General features: G+C 65.8%; 20 protein-coding genes. 9 read left to right on the plus strand and 11 right to left on the minus strand.

Annotation, left to right across the window (positions count from 1 at the left end; translation table 11 throughout):
* Window positions 1-45 precede the first annotated feature (45 nt).
* Together greA and TV39_RS05445 are read right to left on the minus strand one after the other, a co-directional pair.
* On the minus strand, window positions 46-540 hold the full coding sequence (greA, locus tag TV39_RS05440; protein WP_011691028.1) for a transcription elongation factor GreA: 495 nt from the start codon (window positions 538-540) through the stop codon (window positions 46-48).
* Between the two features lie 202 nt (window positions 541-742).
* Window positions 743-1201: a DUF4307 domain-containing protein gene (locus TV39_RS05445; RefSeq protein WP_043479423.1), complete on the minus strand. Its 459-nt coding sequence runs from the start codon at window positions 1199-1201 to the stop codon at window positions 743-745.
* A 95-nt stretch (window positions 1202-1296) separates the two neighbouring features.
* Here TV39_RS05445 and mca point away from each other — a divergent pair, with 95 nt between their 5' ends.
* From mca to TV39_RS05465, 4 genes are all read left to right on the plus strand, one after another.
* A complete protein-coding gene (gene mca / locus TV39_RS05450; RefSeq protein ID WP_043479425.1) occupies window positions 1297-2202 on the plus strand; it encodes a mycothiol conjugate amidase Mca in 906 nt (301 codons plus the stop codon).
* Window positions 2203-2268: 66 nt separating this feature from the next.
* On the plus strand, window positions 2269-2637 hold the full coding sequence (locus tag TV39_RS05455) for a hypothetical protein (RefSeq protein ID WP_043479427.1): 369 nt from the start codon (window positions 2269-2271) through the stop codon (window positions 2635-2637).
* A complete protein-coding gene (locus tag TV39_RS05460) occupies window positions 2615-4882 on the plus strand; it encodes a thioredoxin domain-containing protein (protein ID WP_082049525.1) in 2268 nt (755 codons plus the stop codon). Before TV39_RS05455 ends, TV39_RS05460 begins: the two co-directional genes overlap by 23 nt.
* Window positions 4879-5574 (plus strand): HAD family hydrolase, encoded by a 696-nt coding sequence (locus TV39_RS05465; protein ID WP_043479429.1) that lies wholly within the window; start codon window positions 4879-4881, stop codon window positions 5572-5574. Before TV39_RS05460 ends, TV39_RS05465 begins: the two co-directional genes overlap by 4 nt.
* Here the strand turns inward: TV39_RS05465 and trhA are convergent.
* Window positions 5571-6242 carry a PAQR family membrane homeostasis protein TrhA gene (gene trhA / locus TV39_RS05470; RefSeq protein WP_200890963.1) on the minus strand — a complete coding sequence of 224 codons (672 nt, stop codon included), beginning with the start codon at window positions 6240-6242 and terminating at the stop codon, window positions 5571-5573. The genes TV39_RS05465 and trhA overlap by 4 nt on opposite strands.
* A gap of 212 nt (window positions 6243-6454) precedes the next feature.
* Here trhA and TV39_RS05475 point away from each other — a divergent pair, with 212 nt between their 5' ends.
* Together TV39_RS05475 and TV39_RS05480 are read left to right on the plus strand one after the other, a co-directional pair.
* Window positions 6455-7216: an isoprenyl transferase gene (locus TV39_RS05475; protein WP_043479431.1), complete on the plus strand. Its 762-nt coding sequence runs from the start codon at window positions 6455-6457 to the stop codon at window positions 7214-7216.
* A 277-nt stretch (window positions 7217-7493) separates the two neighbouring features.
* Window positions 7494-8936: a PhoH family protein gene (locus TV39_RS05480; RefSeq protein WP_043479433.1), complete on the plus strand. Its 1443-nt coding sequence runs from the start codon at window positions 7494-7496 to the stop codon at window positions 8934-8936.
* Window positions 8937-9123: 187 nt separating this feature from the next.
* On the opposite strand, the gene TV39_RS05485 is transcribed toward TV39_RS05480, so the two are convergent.
* Together TV39_RS05485 and TV39_RS05490 are read right to left on the minus strand one after the other, a co-directional pair.
* Entirely contained in the window at window positions 9124-9768 is a 645-nt protein-coding gene (locus tag TV39_RS05485) for a GNAT family N-acetyltransferase (RefSeq protein WP_043479434.1), read from the minus strand.
* 36 nt (window positions 9769-9804) lie between these two features.
* Entirely contained in the window at window positions 9805-10638 is an 834-nt protein-coding gene (locus TV39_RS05490) for a hypothetical protein (RefSeq protein ID WP_043479436.1), read from the minus strand.
* A gap of 58 nt (window positions 10639-10696) precedes the next feature.
* Between TV39_RS05490 and TV39_RS05495 the strand changes: the two genes are divergently transcribed.
* Together TV39_RS05495 and TV39_RS05500 are read left to right on the plus strand one after the other, a co-directional pair.
* The gene (locus tag TV39_RS05495; RefSeq protein WP_043479438.1) at window positions 10697-11257 is read left to right on the plus strand and encodes a prepilin peptidase; all 561 of its coding nucleotides are present in this window, start codon (window positions 10697-10699) and stop codon (window positions 11255-11257) included.
* A gap of 60 nt (window positions 11258-11317) precedes the next feature.
* Window positions 11318-11788 carry an NUDIX hydrolase gene (locus TV39_RS05500; RefSeq protein WP_043479440.1) on the plus strand — a complete coding sequence of 157 codons (471 nt, stop codon included), beginning with the start codon at window positions 11318-11320 and terminating at the stop codon, window positions 11786-11788.
* 7 nt (window positions 11789-11795) lie between these two features.
* On the opposite strand, the gene TV39_RS05505 is transcribed toward TV39_RS05500, so the two are convergent.
* The 5 genes from TV39_RS05505 to TV39_RS05525 all read right to left on the minus strand — a co-directional run bounded on the left by TV39_RS05505 (window position 11796) and on the right by TV39_RS05525 (window position 17115).
* The gene (locus tag TV39_RS05505) at window positions 11796-13412 is read right to left on the minus strand and encodes an MDR family MFS transporter (protein WP_043479442.1); all 1617 of its coding nucleotides are present in this window, start codon (window positions 13410-13412) and stop codon (window positions 11796-11798) included.
* Entirely contained in the window at window positions 13409-14080 is a 672-nt protein-coding gene (locus TV39_RS05510; protein ID WP_043479443.1) for a TetR/AcrR family transcriptional regulator, read from the minus strand. Before TV39_RS05510 ends, TV39_RS05505 begins: the two co-directional genes overlap by 4 nt.
* Before the next feature lie 195 nt (window positions 14081-14275).
* A complete protein-coding gene (locus TV39_RS05515; protein WP_043479445.1) occupies window positions 14276-15697 on the minus strand; it encodes a class II fumarate hydratase in 1422 nt (473 codons plus the stop codon).
* A gap of 86 nt (window positions 15698-15783) precedes the next feature.
* Complete coding sequence (locus TV39_RS05520; RefSeq protein ID WP_043479447.1) at window positions 15784-16398, minus strand: carbonic anhydrase; 615 nt, start codon at window positions 16396-16398, stop codon at window positions 15784-15786.
* A 9-nt stretch (window positions 16399-16407) separates the two neighbouring features.
* Window positions 16408-17115: a DUF4245 domain-containing protein gene (locus TV39_RS05525; RefSeq protein ID WP_043479449.1), complete on the minus strand. Its 708-nt coding sequence runs from the start codon at window positions 17113-17115 to the stop codon at window positions 16408-16410.
* Window positions 17116-17309: 194 nt separating this feature from the next.
* Here TV39_RS05525 and glpX point away from each other — a divergent pair, with 194 nt between their 5' ends.
* Window positions 17310-18332, plus strand: a complete 1023-nt coding sequence (gene glpX / locus TV39_RS05530; RefSeq protein ID WP_175417425.1) for a class II fructose-bisphosphatase — start codon at window positions 17310-17312, stop codon at window positions 18330-18332.
* A 141-nt stretch (window positions 18333-18473) separates the two neighbouring features.
* On the opposite strand, the gene TV39_RS21335 is transcribed toward glpX, so the two are convergent.
* Complete coding sequence (locus TV39_RS21335; RefSeq protein ID WP_052500501.1) at window positions 18474-18737, minus strand: hypothetical protein; 264 nt, start codon at window positions 18735-18737, stop codon at window positions 18474-18476.
* Window positions 18738-18801: the final 64 nt, after the last annotated feature.

Here is an 18801-nt window from a genome sequence, read left to right on the forward strand (position 1 = left end):
GCGCGTCGTGCGTTAAGGCTTTGCCGTGGTTCCGGAGCTGCGCTCCTAGCCTGCGTACGGCTTGGCGGAGAGGATCTCCACCGTGATGTCCTTGCCGTTCGGGGCGGTGTAGCTGAGCTTGTCGCCCTCCTTGTGGCCAACGATCGCAGAGCCCAGGGGGGACTTCTCGCTGAAGACGTCAAGGTCCGAATCGCCCGCGATTTCGCGGGACCCGAGCAGGAAGGTCTCCTCGTCGCCGGCGATCCTGGCGACAACGATCATTCCGGGCTCCACGATTCCGTCATCGGCCGGGGACTCGCCCACGTGGGCGTCGCGGAGCAAAACGGTGAGCTGGCGGATGCGGGCCTCGATCTTGCCCTGCTCCTCCTTGGCGGCGTGGTAACCGCCGTTTTCCTTGAGGTCGCCTTCCTGGCGGGCAGCTTCGATCTTCTGGACGATTTCCGCCCGGCCGGCGCCGGAGAGGTGGTCCAGCTCTGCCTTCAGGCGGTCAAAAGCTTCCTGGGTAAGCCAAGCTGCAGTTGCGCTGTTGGTGGTAGACACGGACTTCTCCTTTTTCGTGGTCAAACAAGTTTGGGGCCAAACAAGTAAAACCCCGCCACGGTGGCCACTCATGGAACTCAGCAACCAGCTCAGCGGGGTAGAAGGTATTGATCCATTGTAGTCAATGCGCTGGACAAACCAAAGAAGGCCTGCGGCGTGGGTCACAGGCCACGGCAGAAAGCGCCGGCGGGACTGCGGTCTGCTATTTGTTCCCGTCAGGGATCCAGCAGCTGTCCACCACGCCTGAAACTGACAATGACTCCGTGCGCACCACCGCGCGGTGCACCGTGGTGCGTCCGCCGTCAGCGGTGGCGTCCGCCGGGTTCGGGCCGATATCCACCACTTTCCAGCCGACCACCGCAAACTTGGCATCCAGCGCCTTGACTGCGCATTTGACGCTGGTCCCGGGCTCCTTGGTGACCTGGAAATCGATCTCCGCCTGGGTGGCGTCCGTGGTGCTGTACCCGATGTCCTTGAACGATACGGTCTCACTGTTCAGGGAGGTGGAGATCCATGCCATGAAGCCGATCCCTGCAGCCAGCGCTGCGATTCCGATGGTGCGCTTGGCCTTGCCGGAGAGGGCACGCTTTTGGCCCCCGTATCGATTGGCTAGGGTGGTAGTTGCCGGCGCCGAAGTGGCCGGCTGATCCTCGGAAGTCACCGTTCCAGTTTAGTGTGGATCCGAACGGGATAATTCCGCGTCCCGGCTGCCGTGAACCCGCACTCCCAAAATTCGAAGAAAGTGAGCCGTTTCAGATGACAGCGTCTGCAAGCCAGTCAAAACCGCTCCGCCTGCTGGCCGTCCACGCTCACCCTGACGACGAGTCGAGCAAGGGTGCGGCCACCATGGCGATGTACGCGGCGGCCGGTGTTGACGTCATGGTGGCCACCTGCACGGACGGGTCCCGGGGCGATATCCAGAACCCCGCCATGGAACACGAGCCGCACCCCAAACGCGACATGGCCGGTGCCCGCCGCCTCGAAATGGACAATGCTGCCAAGGTGCTGGGAATCCGCCAGCGCTGGCTTGGCTTCGTCGACTCCGGACTTCCTGAAGGCGACCCCCTGCCGCCGCTCCCGCCGGGATCCTTCGCCCTCCAGCCGCTGGAGGTGGCAGCTGCTCCGCTGGTCAGGCTGGTGCGCGACTTCAAGCCGCACGTGATCGTAAGCTATGACGAAAACGGCGGCTATCCGCACCCGGACCACATCATGGCCCACCGCGTGGCCGTCGAGGCCTTCGAAGCCGCCGGCGATCCGGAACGGTACCAGGGTGTCGGCGAACCCTGGGCACCCGGCAAGCTGTACTACGACCGCGCGTTCAGCCCTGACCGGTTCCGCGCTCTCCACTTCGCCCTCGAAGAGGCGGGCCTGCAGTCGCCCTACGCCGAGCGGCTGGCAGCCTGGCTCGAGGCTGACGCCGAAGGCCACACCCCGCCGCCGCCGACGCACCCCACCACCACGCAGATTGACTGCGGGGACTACTTTGAAGCCCGGGACGATGCGCTGCGTGCGCACCGTACCCAGGTGGATCCGCTGGGATTCTTCTTCGCAGTGTCTCCGGACATGCAGCGCCGCGCGTGGCCCTGGGAGGACTACAGCCTGATCCAGTCGCGGGTGCCGGTTGAGCTGCCGGAAAAGGATCTCTTCGCCGGGCTAAGATAGGTTCAGGCCCATTTCTATGCCCTGTAGAAGTCAGGGCCCTCACAACGCTCCACAGAAGGTTTAACCGTGCATCACTTGCTCATTGCCCTCGCGACGACCCCGGCGCCCAGCCCCACGCCGTCCCTGCGCCCGGGCCTCTCCGAAGACCAGGTGACTCCGGGCATGTGGGGCTTCATCATGACCGCATTCTTCGTGCTGGCCACCACGCTGCTGATCGTGGACATGGTGCGGCGCATCCGCAGGGTCCGCTACCGGGCCCAGGTGGAGGAAGAACGCCTGGCAGCCCTGGCCGCCGAAAATCAGGACATGCCTGAAGCTCCCGGAACGGACGCCGAGGATTCGGGCACGCACCAGCCCGGGACCCGCGGCGGCCGCCAGGGCGGCAGCGATCTCCGGACGGAACACAACGGTGATGAAGGCCGCGGACAGCGCTAACGGCGGGGCCGGCAGCGGCGTGACCGGCGGAGCCGGGGCCGACGCAGTCCGGCCCGGAGCAGCCAACGCGCTGGCCGGCGAGCCGTCTGCCTACCTGCGGCAGCACGCGGACAATCCGGTCCACTGGCGCCCCTTCGGTGATGAAGCGTTCGGTTTCGCCGCGCAGCGGGACGTTCCGGTGTTCCTCTCCATTGGCTACGCCGCCTGCCACTGGTGCCACGTGATGGCACACGAATCGTTCGAAGACCAGGAAACTGCGGCCTTCCTGAATGCCAACTTTGTGTCCATCAAGGTGGACAGGGAAGAGCGTCCGGATGTGGACGCCGTCTACATGGCCGCAACCCAGGCAATCAGCGGCGAGGGTGGCTGGCCGATGTCGGTCTTCCTGATGCCGGACGGGCGCGCCTTCCACGCCGGCACGTACTTTCCGCCGCGGCCCATGCCCGGCAGGCCCTCCTTCCGCCAGGTTCTCGAAGCGGTCCGCGACGCGTGGGTGGAACGGCGGGACGGCGTGGAACGCAACGCCGGGATGCTGGCCCGGGGGATGGCCGAAACGCAGCTTGCCGCCGCCGTTCAGCTGACCGGGCCGCCGGACCCGCTGGACGCCGGTCTGCTCTCCGAGGCAGTGCGTGTTTTAGCCCGCTCCGAGGACCCGCACGACGGCGGATTCGGCACCGCACCGAAATTCCCGCCGTCGCCCGTGCTGGAATTCCTGCTCCGGCACGCCGCGGTTGAGTCGGAAACCGCCGACGCGGCCAGGGACATGGCGGCCCGGACGCTGGCAGCGATGGCCCGCTCCGCGCTGTTCGACCAGCTGGACGGCGGATTTGCCCGGTATTCCGTGACACGCGACTGGTCCGTGCCGCACTTTGAAAAGATGCTCTACGACAACGCCCAGCTGCTTCGAACCTACGTGCATTGGGTCCGGCTCGGCGGCGATGCTGTGTACAGCGCCGGGGAATCCGCGGATGTTGCGTCCCGCACGGCGGACTGGATGATCGCGTCGCTCGGCCTGGCCGGTCACGCGGCCGGGTCTGACGAGGGGACGGGCGGGGGTCCGGAGGCAGGGCAGGTTGAGGCGTTCGCCTCGTCGCTGGACGCGGACACTGTGGTGGACGGCAAGCACCTCGAAGGCGCCAGCTACCTGTGGACTCCCGACGAGCTGCTGGACGTCCTGGGGCCGGACGACGGGCCCGCCGTCGCACGGCTGATGAATGTCCGTGCAGAGGGCACCGTGACCTCGGCGGCTTCCCCGTTCCATCCGGGGCGGCGGCCCGACGACGCCGAACAGCTCCTGTGGGACCGGGTGCGGCCGCGCCTGCTGGCTGTGCGTTCGGCGCGTCCCCAGCCCGCCAGGGACGACAAGGTGGTGGCCGGCTGGAACGGGCTGGCTGTCGCCGCGCTGGCTGAAGCAGGTGCGGTCCTGGACCGGCCCGAGCTCGTGGCTGCTGCCGAGCAAACCGCCGCCTACCTGGAACGGGTCCACTGGCAGCCTCCGCGCGCCGGGGACCCGGGGACGGAACCCGGCACCTTGGTCCGTGTGTCGCATGCCGGCCGCGCCAGGGGGATAGGCGGCCTGCTCGAAGATTACGCCTTCTGCGCTGACGGGCTCCTGACCCTTTACGGAGTGACAGGCAGTGAGCGGTGGTACCGCCTCGCCGAAGACATCCTGCAGGCCGCCCGCCTGCGGTTCGCGGTAGACGGAACGCTGGTGGACACAGCCGGTGAGTCGTCCCAGGTGTTCAACGCCCAGGGGCAGCGGGCCGGCCTGGAACCCTTCGACAACGCCACGCCCAGCGGTGCGGCAGCGTTCGCCGGGGCGCTCCTGGGCTATGCCGCGCTTTCCGGTTCCGCCGACCACCGGATCATGGCCGGCAACATACTTTCGCTGCTGCCTGCCCTGGCAACCCGCGCGCCCCGGGCAGCCGGCTGGCTCCTGGCCACGGCACAGGCTGCGCTGGCAGGACCGGTGGAGGCGGCCGTCGTCGGACCTGACGGTGCGGCGCGCGCTGCACTCCACCACGCCCTGATGCTGTCCGCCAGTCCCGGGCTGGTGGTTGCTGTGGCGTCCGACGCCGGGATCCCGGCGGACGGTGGTGCCGCACCTGCGGTGCCCCTGCTGGAGGGCAGGGGGGCGGCGCCGGACGGCTCACCGCAGGTGTACCTGTGCCGCGGGATGGTGTGCGAACGGCCGGTAGGTTCCGTGGCTGAACTGCTGGACCGACTGGCTATGATGACCCGATGACTCCTGTGCCGCACCCGGCCTCCCGGGGTTTCCGGAGCCCTGGCCCCTTTGAATTGGTCATTTTTGACTGTGACGGCGTCCTGGTCGATTCCGAGTCCATTGCCATCAGGGTGGACCAGCGTGTGCTCGCGGACCTTGGCTGGGAGCTAGGCCTCGACGAGATCGTGGAACGCTTCGTGGGCAAGTCCGAGGCGCACTTCGTGGCCGAGATTGAACGGCACCTTGGCAGCCGGCTGGATGCGGACCGGGAAGAGGAGTATCAGCAGTGGTACCGCACGGCCTTCGAACGGGACCTGGTGGCGGTGGACGGCATCGCGGACGCATTGGCCCGGCTTCCGCTCCCGCACTGCGTCGCGTCCAGCGGCACGCACGCCAAGATGCAGCGGACACTGGGGCAGACGGGGCTGCTGCCGCAGTTTGAAGGACGGATCTTTAGCGCATCGGAGGTTGCCCGTGGCAAGCCCGCGCCGGACCTGTTCCTCCATGCTGCAGGAACACTGGGGGCGGAACCGGCCGGCTGTGCCGTGGTGGAGGACAGTGTTTTCGGGGTTCAGGCAGCCCGCGCAGCAGGAATGCACGTCTTCGCCTATGGCGGGGGAGTCACACCGGCGGCGAGGCTGGCGGGCCCGGGCACCACGGTGTTCCGGCACATGGGGGAACTCCCGGACCTCATCGCCGCGGGAAGGCCCTAAGCACTCCTGCCAAGGACCGCGATGGCAATGGCGATGAAGTGTGCGGCGAAAGCGAACACGGTGAAGGCATGGAACAGCTCATGGAAGCCAAAGTGCTGGTAGCTGAAGTTCGGCTTCTTGAGCGCGTAGAAGACGGCGCCGGCGATGTACAGGGCGCCGCCCACGCAAATCAGGACCGCGGAGGCGATGTTGGCTGCGAAAAAGTCCGGCAGGTAGAACAGTGCTCCGCAGCCCAGCGCAATGTAGATGGGAACGTAAAGCCAGCGGGGCGCATGGGTCCAGAGCAGCCGGAACAGCACGCCCAGGATGGCGCCGGACCAGATGACCCACAGCAGTACTACGGCCTTGGGCCGTTCCAGCAGGGCCCACGCCAGCGGCGTGTAGCTGCCTGCGATCACCAGCATGATGTTGGTGTGGTCGAGCCGCTTCAGCACGATCTTGACGCCCGGCGACCAGTTCCCGCGGTGGTACACGGCGCTGACACCGAACAGCAGCACTCCGGTGACGGCGTAGACGGCTGACGCGATTTTCAGGTCTGTGGTGGGGGCCAACAGGACCAGGGCGAGCCCGGCAGCGAACGCCAGGGGGGCGGTGACGGTGTGGATCCAGCCCCGCCATTTTGGCTTGATCATCAGAAGCTCTGCGATGCGGACTGCCGCGTCGTCCATCGGGCCTGATTTCCGGCCGCGGCCTGCTCCCGCGCCGGGGTGGGGAGTGTTGCGTTCCATGGCTCAAGAATAAACTACGTTTCAGTAAGTTACTCATGAGTAACAATGTGGAGGCGGAATTGCGAAGGCCTCGTGCACCGTGCCGCCGTTGCGGGCGGGTAGCCTAGGAATGCACTGCCGTCATACATCAAGGAAGTCAGGTGAGTCTCCGGATGGAGTTGCCCGGGATCCTCTATGGCTTCTATGAACGCAAGCTCCTGCGCTCGCTGGACAAGGACCGCATCCCCAAACACATCGGCGTGATGGTGGACGGCAACCGCCGCTGGGCCAAGCAGTTCAACGCCCCCACCAGCCAGGGGCACCAGGCCGGCGCAGACAAAATCCATGAGTTCCTCGGCTGGTGCCAGGAACTTGGCATCAAAGTAGTCACGCTCTACATGCTCTCCACGGACAACATGAGCCGCTCCGGCGAAGAGCTGGACCTGCTGATGGGGATCATTGCCAACACGCTTGACCGACTGGACGAGGACGCAGACATCTCGGTGCACGCCATGGGCGCCCCGGAATTGCTGCCCGACTATCTGGCCGAACGGCTCAACAAGCTCACGGCCCGGACGCCGGCCCATGAAAAACTCCACGTCAACGTCGCTGTGGGCTACGGAGGACGCCGCGAAATCGTGGACGCAGTCCGGGAACTCCTTCATGACGCTGTGGCCCGGGGCAAGGACATCGGCAAGCTCGCGGATGAACTCACCGTCGACGACATCTCGCGCTTCCTTTACACCCGGGGCCAGCCGGACCCGGACCTGGTGATCCGCACGTCCGGGGAGCAGCGGCTGTCCGGGTTCCTGATGTGGCAGAGCGCTTACAGCGAGTTCTACTTCTGCGAGGCCCTCTGGCCCGCCTTCCGCAAAGTGGACTTCCTGCGGGCGCTGCGCGACTATGCGGGCCGGCAGCGGCGCTTCGGCTCCTGACGCCTGGCCCCTGACATCCGGTGCCCGGGGCATCCCCCCGCGGGCGGTTCACACGGAGTTCACGTGATCGCAACAAGAATCGCCGGGAAATAGTTTGGGAAACAAACCCGCGGGGAATTACGTTGAGTTCATTAGCAGGCACACTGCCGGCTAATCGGGGAGGCCAGTACATGGAGCGTATTTTCGCACCGGATGTATGGGAGGCCGGAACCGGCCTCGTGGCCGATCCGCCTCACCTATAAAATATCCGGGCGTGCGCCCCGGGGCTGGAGTCGATGTGGCTATTTCTGAACAACTGCCCGACGTCATTTCCGACCAGGGAGAGAAAGCTACCTCTCGCGCCAAGCGAGCAACCTCACAGACCGGTGCAGCGAATTATGACGCTGCGGCCGGTCTTGCTGTATCCGGCGAAAGCGCCGCGACTGACGACACCGTGTGGAGCTTCGTCATCGACACCTCGGTGTTGCTCTCAGACCCCCGCGCCCTGCTGCGGTTCGCGGAGCACGAAGTCATTGTGCCGATCGTGGTCATCACCGAGCTTGAAGGCAAGAGGCACGACCCCGAGCTGGGATACTTCGCCCGCAAGGCTCTGCGGCTCCTGGACGACCTCCGGGTCCAGCACGGCGGCCTCGACCGGCCGATCCCGCTGGGCGACGACGGCGGCACCCTCATGGTGGAGATGAACCACATTTCCCCCGAGGTGCTCCCCGCGGGATTCCGCGGAGGGGACAACGACAGCCGCATCCTCGCCGTCGCGAAGAGCCTTGCCAACGAGGGCCGCAACGTCACGGTGGTGTCCAAGGACCTGCCAATGCGCGTCAAGGCCTCAGCCATGGGACTGCTCGCCGACGAGTACCGCAACGAACTGGTGAAGGACTCCGGCTGGACCGGGATGGCGGAGGTTGAAGCCAGCGAGGAGGACGTCTCCACACTCTACGGCCACGAACCCGTTTTCATCCCGGCCGCGGCAGAGATGCCCGTCAACACCGGACTGGTGCTGCTCTCGAACCGTGGTTCGGCCCTGGGCCGGGTGGGCGCGGACAAACAGGTCCGGCTGGTGAAAGGCGACCGTGACGTCTTCGGACTGCACGGCCGTTCCGCGGAACAGCGGCTGGCCATCGACATGCTGATGGATCCCTCCGTGGGCATCGTATCGATCGGCGGCCGGGCCGGCACCGGAAAGTCGGCACTGGCACTGTGTGCGGGCCTCGAAGCCGTGCTGGAACGCCGCGAACACCGCAAGGTGATCGTCTTCCGTCCCCTCTACGCGGTGGGCGGCCAGGAGCTCGGCTACCTGCCCGGATCCGAGTCGGAGAAAATGAACCCCTGGGCGCAGGCCGTCTTTGACACTCTCGGGGCCCTCGTCAGCCAGGAAGTCGTCGAGGAAGTCATGGACCGCGGCATGCTGGAAGTCATGCCGCTGACCCACATCCGCGGCCGCTCGCTCCATGACGCGTTCGTGATCGTCGACGAGGCCCAGTCCCTGGAAAAGAACGTCCTCCTCACAGTGATGAGCCGGATCGGCCAGAACTCGAAGATCGTCCTGACCCACGACGTCGCCCAGCGCGACAACCTGCGGGTCGGCCGGCACGACGGCGTGGCCGCCGTGGTGGAAACCCTCAAGGGACACCCGCTCTTCGGGCACATCACCCTCACCCGCTCCGAGCGCTCGCCGATCGCGGCCCTGGTCACCGAGCTGCTCGAGGGGGCGGAAATCTAGGCCTCTGTACTACTGAAGGGTCGTGGGCGGGTTCGCCCGGCCACGGCCCTTCGCCGTCGCTTAGACACGGCGCATAGGGACCCGCTTCGGTCGCTGGGCGACCTCCGGGGTCCGATGCGCCGCGATGCGCTCCTACGCGAAGGACCGCGACCGGGCGAGTGGGCCAGTCGCCTCAGGCACTCAGCCGTTACAGTCCCAGGAACTTGGCCGTGGGTTCGTGGCCTTGCACTTTCAGCGTCCAGTCGGGGCGTTTGAACGTTGTTGGGGTGACGCGGACCTTTTGGACTTCCTGCATTGTGCCGCCCCAGGACGCCCGTGTGACGCCGTTCAGCTCGTAGCCGAGGGAACGGGAGACGCCCAGGGACTTCTCGTTCCAGGCGGCGGCCTCTGACTCCGCGACATCCGCTTTCAGGTGATCGAAGGCATAGCAGACAACGGCGGCCCGCATCTCCTTGCCCAAGCCGCGGCCCTGTGCCGACTTCCTGAGCCAGGAGCCGGTGGAAACCGTCCTGAGCGTCGCGAAATCCTTGGCCCCGATGTCCTGGCAACCGATGAACTCGCCGTCGTGCCAGATGCCGAGCAGGAGGGTCCACTCCTGCGGCGACATGTTCCCGCGGCAGCGCCAGTACCACTGCGCCATGTTCGGTCCGAGGTCCTCGGCGGAGAACTCATTCCACGGGGTGCTGAAGGGGCTGCGGCCCGGTTCGCTGACGCCCGAGGCTGCCGCCTGCACCGCAGCCGGAATCTCCTCGTCGCGGATGGGCCGGAGGGAGAGGCGGGGCGTGGTCAGCACGAGGGCGAACGGGGGCCAGTAGGAGGCGGGCTCAGTCATCCGGGAAGCTTAGCGGTGGCACCGGCGCGCAGCCAGTCACGCGCCCCGGGTGATGTCCCAGGTGATGTGGCGGCGGACGTCGGTCAGGTTCATGGATTCGGCCAGGAACAGGTCATCGAGCATGTACTCGTCCACGGCCAGGATCCGGATCCAGTGGCCAAAACCCGGCGAATCGTTCTCCAGCGACCGGCTAGAGACGCAGACTCCGGTGCCTACGTCGATCCTCATCAGGTTCCGTCCCGGCCGGCACAGCGGCGCTCCGGGGTCCGAAGGGCGGTAGGCCGCATTGGGAATCACCACCGCCTCCAGGGCGGGCCGGCCCTGATGGTCCACGGAGGAGACGGGGCCGAGTTCCAGGGCATTGAGGTTGGGGAACTCGATCGGCACGGGGGAGTTGCCGGCAAGCTCCACAGGATCCAGCGCGGCGGCAAAGCGGCCGTTACCGAAGCAGGGTTCGCCGTACGCGGCCTCCGGGCGGCGCCGGACCAGTCCGCCGTCGTCGTACACCGGGGTGACCAGCTGCGGAGGCAGGAGCCACGACTTCCTGGTGGAGCTGACATAGAAGCCGTCTTTGGAGTCATTGATGCCCGTGGTGCTGTGCAGCACCACGCCGTCCGCGGACTCCAGGCGGAGGGCGCCGGGCCGGCGCAGCCACGCACGCACCGTGTTGTCGGGGTCCGGGTTTTGGGCGTCCAGGCTTCCGGGGTCCAGATTCGGGAGGTCCGCCGCGGAGCGGTCCACATACTCGAAACGGAGGCTCTGCCACTTCCAGGGCGATGACCGGCACAGGTTGCGGAACGTCATGGCCAGGTCCGCCGGCTTGCTCTGCTGACCGGCTTCCCCCTGGCGCCTGGCGTCCCATGTCGACATATCCACAGTTTACGCGCGGGCTCAGCGGCGGAGCGGGAAAATCCAGTAGCATCCGAGGGTGATCCAACGACTGGGCGAACTTTGGGAATCCACCCCTCTGGCTTTCTGGCTGGTCCTTGCGGCCTGCGCCTACTTTGGCGTGATGGCGGTGCGGCTCACCGTCATCGATGTCAGGCACCACCTGCTGCCCAACAGGATTGTGTTTCCGTCCTATGCGGTGGGCGGATTGCTCCTGCTGGCGGCGGTTGCCACCGTCCTGATGGCCGGCGCAGACGCAGAGGCAGTGCCCGACGGCGCCGCGCGGCTCTTCGGACTCCCGGGGGTCCGCATCCTGGCCGGGGGAGCGGTGCTGTGGCTCTTCTACTTCATCCTGCGCATGGTTTACCCCCCGGGGATGGGATTCGGCGACGTGAAACTTGCCGGCGTGCTGGGACTGTACCTCGGCTACCTCGGCTGGGGCCACGTGTTCGCCGGGACCTTCGCCGCCTTCCTCCTGGGCGGCCTCTGGAGCCTGGGCCTGCTGGCTGCCCGCCGCGGCACCCTCAAATCGGACATCCCGTTCGGCCCCTTCATGCTGGCAGGTACTGCCGCGGCCATGCTGCTCCTGCCTGCGGGCTGAGGCGTGCGCTTGACAGTGTGCACGGCCTTCGGCCAGCGTTGCTGCGATTAGGCTGAAGGCATGGCAGCACCCGACTTCATCCTCAAGCTCCGCGAAAAAATCGGCCATGATCCGTTGTGGATTCCCGCGGTACGCGGGGTGGTATTCAACGACGACGGCCACGTCCTGCTGGGCCAGCGCTCCGACAACGGCAGGTGGGCGCTGATCTCCGGGATGCTGGAGCCCGGAGAGCATCCGGCCCCGGGACTCGTGCGGGAGATCTTCGAGGAGACAGCGGTCGTGGCGGAAACGGAACGCATGGTTTCAGTCGGCGTCGTGGGGCCGGTGACCTTCCCCAACGGTGATGTCTGCGACTTCCTCGACATTGTGTTCCGCTGCCGCCACGTCTCCGGCGAAGCGCGCGTGAACGACGACGAATCGCTGGCCGTGGACTGGTTTCCGCTGGACGGGCTTCCGGACCTCCGGCCCGGGGACCGCGAGTGCATCCGACGGGCGCTACTGCCGGAGGACGCTGTCCACTACGAACCCTAGCGGCCTGCTAGGCGGATGCGGACTGGCGCTTGGCCTCCAGCCGTTCCGCCTCTTCGCCGCCCACAGCCTCGCCCCGGGCCACCATTCCGGCGGTGTCGGAGAGCGGGATCTGCTTCAGCGTCAGCGCGAGGATCAGCGCGATGCCCAGGAACGGCAGCAGGTACCAGAACACCGGCGCCAGAGAGTCGGCATAGGCGTTCACAATGGCGTCCCGTAGTTGTTCCGGGAGCCGGCTCAGGGCCTGCGGGTCGAGGGTCTGGGTGGACTGGGCTGCCTGGTCGGCTGAGGCCCCGGCGCCGGTGAAGGCATTGGTCAGGGCCTCTGCCAGCCGTGAGGTGAAGATGGAGCCGAACACGGCAACGCCCAGGGAAGCGCCCACTTCGCGGAAGTAGTTGTTGGTGCTGGTGGCCGTGCCGATCTGCTCGGCGGGTACGGAGTTCTGCACCACCAGGACGATCACCTGCATGATGGAGCCCAGGCCGGCGCCGAGCACGAACAGCTGGACGCAGATGACCCAGATGGGGGTGTCTGCCGTCAATGTGGTTAGCCAGAGCATGGCGCCCATGGTGAGCGCGGCGCCCATGATGGGGAACATCTTGTACTTCCCGGTCTTGGAGATCCGGATGCCGGAATAGATGGCCATGCCCATGAGGCCCGCCATCATCGGAAGCATCAGCAGCCCGGATTCGGCGGCGGAGGTGCCGGAGGACATCTGTAGGAACGTGGGGACGAAAGCGATGGCGGCGAACATGCCCAGCCCCAGGGTGAAGCCGATGGCCGTGGAATTCACGAAGATCCGGTTCCTGAACAGGCCCAGCGGGATGATGGGGTCCTCGGCCCGGCGTTCCACCATGACGAACGCGGCAGCGGCGACAACCAGGCCGGCGCCGAACGCCCAGGTAAGCGGTGAATCCCAGCCTTCGTCCTTCTTGCCGCCGAAGTCGGTGAAGAAGATCAGGCAGGTGGTGGCCGCGGAGAGAAGCAGGACACCGAGGATGTCGATCCGCTTCTCGGCCTTTTTGTTCGGCAGGGTCAGCGTGAACCAGGCGATGGTGAAGGCCGCAATGCCGATGGGAATGTTGATGTAGAAGGCCCATTCCCAGGTGAGGTGGTCCACGAAGTAGCCGCCCAGCAGCGGGCCTGCGACGGCGGAGAGGCCGAAGATGGCACCCAGCGGGCCCATGTACTTGCCGCGGTCCTTGGCGGGCACGATGTCGGCGATGATGGCCTGGGAGAGGATCATCAGCCCGCCGCCGCCCAGGCCCTGGATGGCGCGGAACACCACGAAGCCCCAGAAATCGGTGGCGAACGCGCAGCCCACCGAGGCGAGCGTGAACAGTGCGATGGCCACGAGGAACAGGTTGCGGCGTCCGAGGACGTCGCCGAACTTGCCGTAGATGGGCATCACGATGGTGGTGGCCAGCAGGTAGGCGGTGGTGATCCAGGCCTGGTGCTCCACGCCGCCGAGCTTCCCCACGATGGTGGGCATGGCGGTGGAGACGATGGTCTGGTCCAGGCTGGAGAGCAGCATGCCGGCGATGAGGGCGGAAAAGATGATCCAGATGCGTTTCTGGGTGAGCAGCAGCGGCACGGCTGCCGGCTTGGGGGTGACGGCGGTGCTCATGGGCGTCCTTCGGCGGAAGAGGGTACAGGGACTTGAAGCGGCTGTGAGAAGAGCAGGCGCGCAGATGTGATGTTTTCCATCAGCAGGTCCTGGTAGGACCGGGAGTTGCCTTCGGAGAAGTAGGCCATGCTGGAGTGCCGGGCAATGCTGCCCATGGCAACAACGGCCATCCGAACCACGGGGTGGTCCGGGGCCACGCGTTCACGGGCTGCGAGGACCCGGGCAAAGTGGGCTTCGCGTTCCTCGGTGGCGCCGATGATCTTGAGCATCAGCTGGGGCTCTTTCTTGATGACGCCGATCAGCTGGCGGGTCTCCTCGTCCGAGGAACTCATGCGTTCGGACATCTTCAGGGACAGGTCCACGAGGTCCTGGAGGAGAGTGGCGGAGATGTCGCCGGGCGGTGAGGCTGCGCCGCCGCGGATGAAGTCGGCAAAGAGTTCTTCGGGCAGTTCATCGTCCACGTGGCCGAGGATTGCATCTTCTTTGGATGGAAAGTAGTTGAAGAACGTCCGGCGGGAAATGCCCGCCCGGTCACACACTTCCTCCACGGTGTAGCCGTTGAGGCCCCGCTCCGCCGTCAGCGACCGCGCGATGGCGCTGATGGAACTCCGCGTCGCGGCCCGCTTGCGTTCGCGCAGGCCGCCGTCGCTTATTGCACTATTATTCACAAAGTGAAGTTTTGCACCAGTTTCAAATTAGTGCAATTTTGGCGCGAACGGACACTTGCGGCCCCGCACCACAGCGCGAACGGACACTTGCGCCCCCGCCGCCTCGGCCACAACTGCCTTAACGACGACGGCGGCCGCCCGCCTTCGCTGGGAAGGTGGGCGGCCGCCGTCGCGCGTAAGGGAGGCGGTGGGGACTTATGCCTTGTGCGGCGGGCGCGTCATGGACATGACGTCCAGCGCGGTGTCCAGCTGCTCTTCGGTCAGTTCGCCGCGCTCCAGGAAGCCCATGGCGACCACGGTCTCGCGGATGGTGAGGCCCTCGGCGACGGCCTTCTTGGCGATCTTGGCGGCGTTCTCGTAGCCGATGTACTTGTTCAGCGGCGTGACGATGGAGGGCGAGGCCTCGGCGAGGAAACGTGCACGCTCAACGTTGGCGGTGATGCCGTCGATCATCTTGTCGGCCATGACGCGGCTGGTGTTGGCCAGCAGGCGGACGGACTCGAGCAGGTTGGCGGCCATGACAGGGATGCCGACGTTCAGTTCGAACGCACCGTTGGTGCCGGACCAGGCAATGGCCGTGTCGTTGCCGATGACCTGCGCGCAGACCATGATGGACGCCTCGCAGATGACCGGGTTGACCTTGCCCGGCATGATCGAGGAGCCGGGCTGCAGGTCCGGGATGGCGATTTCGCCGAGGCCGGTGTTGGGGCCGGAGCCCATCCAGCGGAGGTCGTTGTTGATCTTCATGAAGGAGATCGCGATGTTGCGCAGCTGGCTGGAGGCTTCGATCAGGCCGTCCCGGTTGGCCTGGGCCTCGAAGTGGTCGCGTGCTTCGGTCAGCGGCAGGCCCGTGTCCGTGGCGAGCAGTTCGATGACGCGCTCCGGGAAGCCTGCCGGCGTGTTGATGCCGGTGCCCACAGCGGTGCCGCCGAGGGGAACTTCGGCCACGCGGGGGAGCGAAGCGTTGATGCGCTCGATGCCGTAGCGGACCTGTGCGGCGTAGCCGCCGAACTCCTGGCCCAGGGTCACCGGGGTGGCATCCATGAGGTGCGTGCGGCCGGACTTGACGACGTCCTTGAACTCGACGGATTTACGGTCAAGCGAGTCGGCCAGGTAGCCGAGGGCCGGGATGAGGTCGTTGATGAGCGCAGACGTCGCCGCCACGTGGACGGACGTGGGGAAGACGTCGTTGGAGGACTGCGAGGCGTTGACGTGGTCGTTCGGGTGGACAACCTTGTCGCTACCGGCGGCCTTGAGGGCGCGGGAGGCGAGCTCCGCGATGACCTCGTTGGTGTTCATGTTGGAGGAGGTGCCGGAGCCGGTCTGGAAAACGTCGATCGGGAAGTCGCCGTCGTACTTTCCGGTGGCTACCTCATCGGCGGCGTCCGCGATCGCCTTGGCCAGCTCGCCGTCGAGCACTCCAAGTTCTGCGTTGGCCTGGGCGGCAGCCTTCTTGACCCGGGCGAGGGCCTCGATGTGTGCACGTTCCAGGGTTTTGCCGGAGATGGGGAAGTTCTCAACTGCACGCTGCGTCTGGGCACGGTACAGGGCGTTCACGGGGACGCGGACTTCGCCCATCGTGTCATGTTCAATGCGGAATTCTTCAGTGGAAGTCATGGGGCTAGCTTAGGGCGGTTGGCGGCTCCATCGAAAACCGTGAACCGCATGCGTCGGACCGCGCGGGCCGCCCGGATGCCGGGGATCTAGAGCTCGCCGATTCCCGAAACGAGGTCGGCGCGGCCCTCCTTGAGGCTGTAGGAGAGGCCGATCACGGCTGCGCGTCCGGTTTCGATTGCGTCCGAAATCACACGGGAGCTGTCCACGAGCCGGTGTGAGGTCTGCTTCACGTGCTCCACCACCATGTCGTTGACCTCAGTTTCGTTGTTGCGCAGCGAGGTCAGTACTGACGGCGTGATCCGCTCCACGAGGTCGCGGATGAATCCCATGGGCATCTGGCCCGTTTCAACGGCGTCCTTCGTGGCGCTGACTGCGCCGCAACTGTCATGGCCGAGGATCACGATCAGCGGCACGCCCAGAACGCCGATGCTGTACTCCAGCGACCCCAGGACGGCGTCGTCGATGACCTGGCCGGCTGTGCGGACAACAAACGCGTCGCCCAGGCCAAGGTCGAAGATGATTTCAGCGGCGAGGCGTGAATCCGAGCAGCCGAAGATCACCGCGAACGGGTGCTGGTTCTCCACCAGCGAGGAACGACGTGATGCGTCCTGGTTGGGGTGGGAGGATTCTCCGGCGACAAAGCGTTCGTTTCCTTCGCGCAGTCGCCGCCAAGCCAGTGCAGGAGTCAGGTAAGTAGCCACGGAGCCACTTTACGGCGAAGATGTGGCCGAGGGTGAAACCGTAGCGGCCGGGTTACTCTCCAAGGACTTCACGACGGCGTCTGCCAGGACGGCGAACTCGTCAAGTTGGGCTGTGCCGGTGAGGACGACGGTGGTGCCCTTGTGGCTGAGGACCATGCTCTTCTCGCCCTTACCCGTGTCGCGGAGTTCCCAGTCGAGGCCGCCGGCATTGCGGCTTCCGGTGACCGGGGCATTCTTGGTCTGCTGCAGCAGCCACGTGGGGTTCGCCCGGGCGGTCTGGACCAAACCGATGAATGACTCCTTCGGCGTGAGGTATCCGACCTCCCATGTTGGCACGCCCGTGCCGGTCCCGGACTCCCAGCGGGCGTAATTCGGACTGAATGTGTCGCCGGTCCGGGGAGCCACAGGTGTGAATCCCGCCACACCGGCTGCGTTTTGGGCTATGGCGCCGACGTCCACGTTCGGGCGGTAACCTTCAGACTTCGGGGAGGGGTTCATCAAGACGATGGGAAGAAACGCGGCAACACTGACGAGCAGCGCGATGATCATCCCGATGACCGAGGCGTTGGCCCTTTTTGCCGCAGCGGCGCGGATAACGGGCTTAACCACCGGTGCGTCAGGGGCCGACTCGGAGCCCTTGGGGGAGCCCGTGCCGGCCGTCAGGTTGTTGGGGGTGGACTTGTCCTGCGTTTCGCTCACGCTTCTATAGTCGCGCATGTGAATGCCGTTCTCACATTCATGCTGTTCAGCCGGTGAGGAAACGCCATGTTTCACGGGCTGGTCATCCCATGACCTGCGGATGCTGCCGCGACTATGATCAATAGCAGAGGAATCACCGTGACGGACTCATACCGGCCGTACGGGTTCAATGATCGCCACTCGAAGAAGAGGTTCACGTGTCACCAGCGCCTATGACCCAGCAGTACTCCACGATTTCGCCGTCGCTTGCCGTAGGCATTGACGAACCGGACCGCAACCTTGCCCTTGAACTTGTCCGCGTCACCGAAGCCGCGGCCATTGCCGGCGGCCACTGGGTTGGCTTCGGCGACAAGAACAAGGCTGACGGCGCAGCAGTCGACGCCATGCGCTCCTTCCTGCAGACCGTCCACTTCAACGGCGTTGTGGTCATCGGTGAAGGCGAGAAGGACGAAGCTCCGATGCTTTTCAACGGCGAGCACGTCGGTGACGGCACCGGCCCCGAGTGCGATGTCGCCGTCGACCCCATCGACGGAACCCGCCTGACCGCACTGGGAATCAACAACGCCCTCGCCGTCCTCGCCGTCGCCGAACGCGGCTCCATGTTCGATCCCTCCGCCGTGTTCTACATGGAGAAGCTCGTGACGGGCCCGGAAGCTGCGGACATGGTCGACTTGCGACTTCCGGTCAAGCAGAACCTGCATTTAATCGCCAAGGCGAAGGGTGTCAAGGTCAACCAGCTCAACGTCATGATCCTGGACCGGGACCGCCACCGTCCCCTCGTGGAGGAAATCCGCGAGGCCGGTGCCCGGACGAAGTTCATCATGGACGGCGACGTCGCCGGAGCCATCGCTGCGGCGCGCTCCGGTACCGGAGTTGACGCGCTCATGGGCATCGGCGGTACGCCGGAAGGCATCGTCGCCGCGTGCGCCATCAAGTCCCTCGGCGGCGTTATCCAGGGCCGCCTCTGGCCCACCAGCGATGACGAGAAGCAGAAGGCCATCGACGCCGGGCACGACCTCGAGCGTGTGCTTTCCACGAACGACCTCGTCTCCAGCGACAACTGCTACTTCGCAGCCACCGGCATCACCGACGGCGACCTGCTCAAGGGTGTGCGCTACTCCAAGGACAAGGTCCTGACCCAGTCGATCGTCATGCGGTCCAAGTCCGGCACCATCCGCTTCGTGGACGGCGAGCACCAGGCCAGCAAGTGGGAAGGCTACGCCCGCAAGAGCTAGCTCACCCGCTTCACCCCGCTTCATTCAGCGCGAACGGACACTTGCGGCCCCTTAGTCATGGCGATAAAAGGCCCCAAGTGCCCGTTCGTGCTGCTCGTTGGGGCTGGTCACGGAACCTCATCACGGCCTTGACCTTTTCGATCACGAACGGGCTGTCTCCCTCGAGATCCTCTGTGAAGACGCGGACTTCCCGCCATCCGAGGAATCGCCCGCTGCGATCAGTTCGTCGACCGACAGTAAAGCGGCAAGGTCAAGCCACGTCCTTGCCGGCGCGGTGACCCGAACGCCGTCGTGCACCACAACTTCGCCGTCCTTGAACGTCAGGCGATGGCCCACCACGTTCTGGCGGCGGGGCTTGCTGCCCTCACGGTCCCTGGCCACATGGATCCGCCAGTCCTCCTGCATCCAGGGCGGAAGGCCAAACCCCCAGATCCGCGCGCCCGATTCATGCGTCAGGACCGATTTGTCG

The sequence above is a fragment of the Arthrobacter sp. SPG23 genome (assembly GCF_000876655.1).
GTDB lineage: Bacteria > Actinomycetota > Actinomycetes > Actinomycetales > Micrococcaceae > Arthrobacter.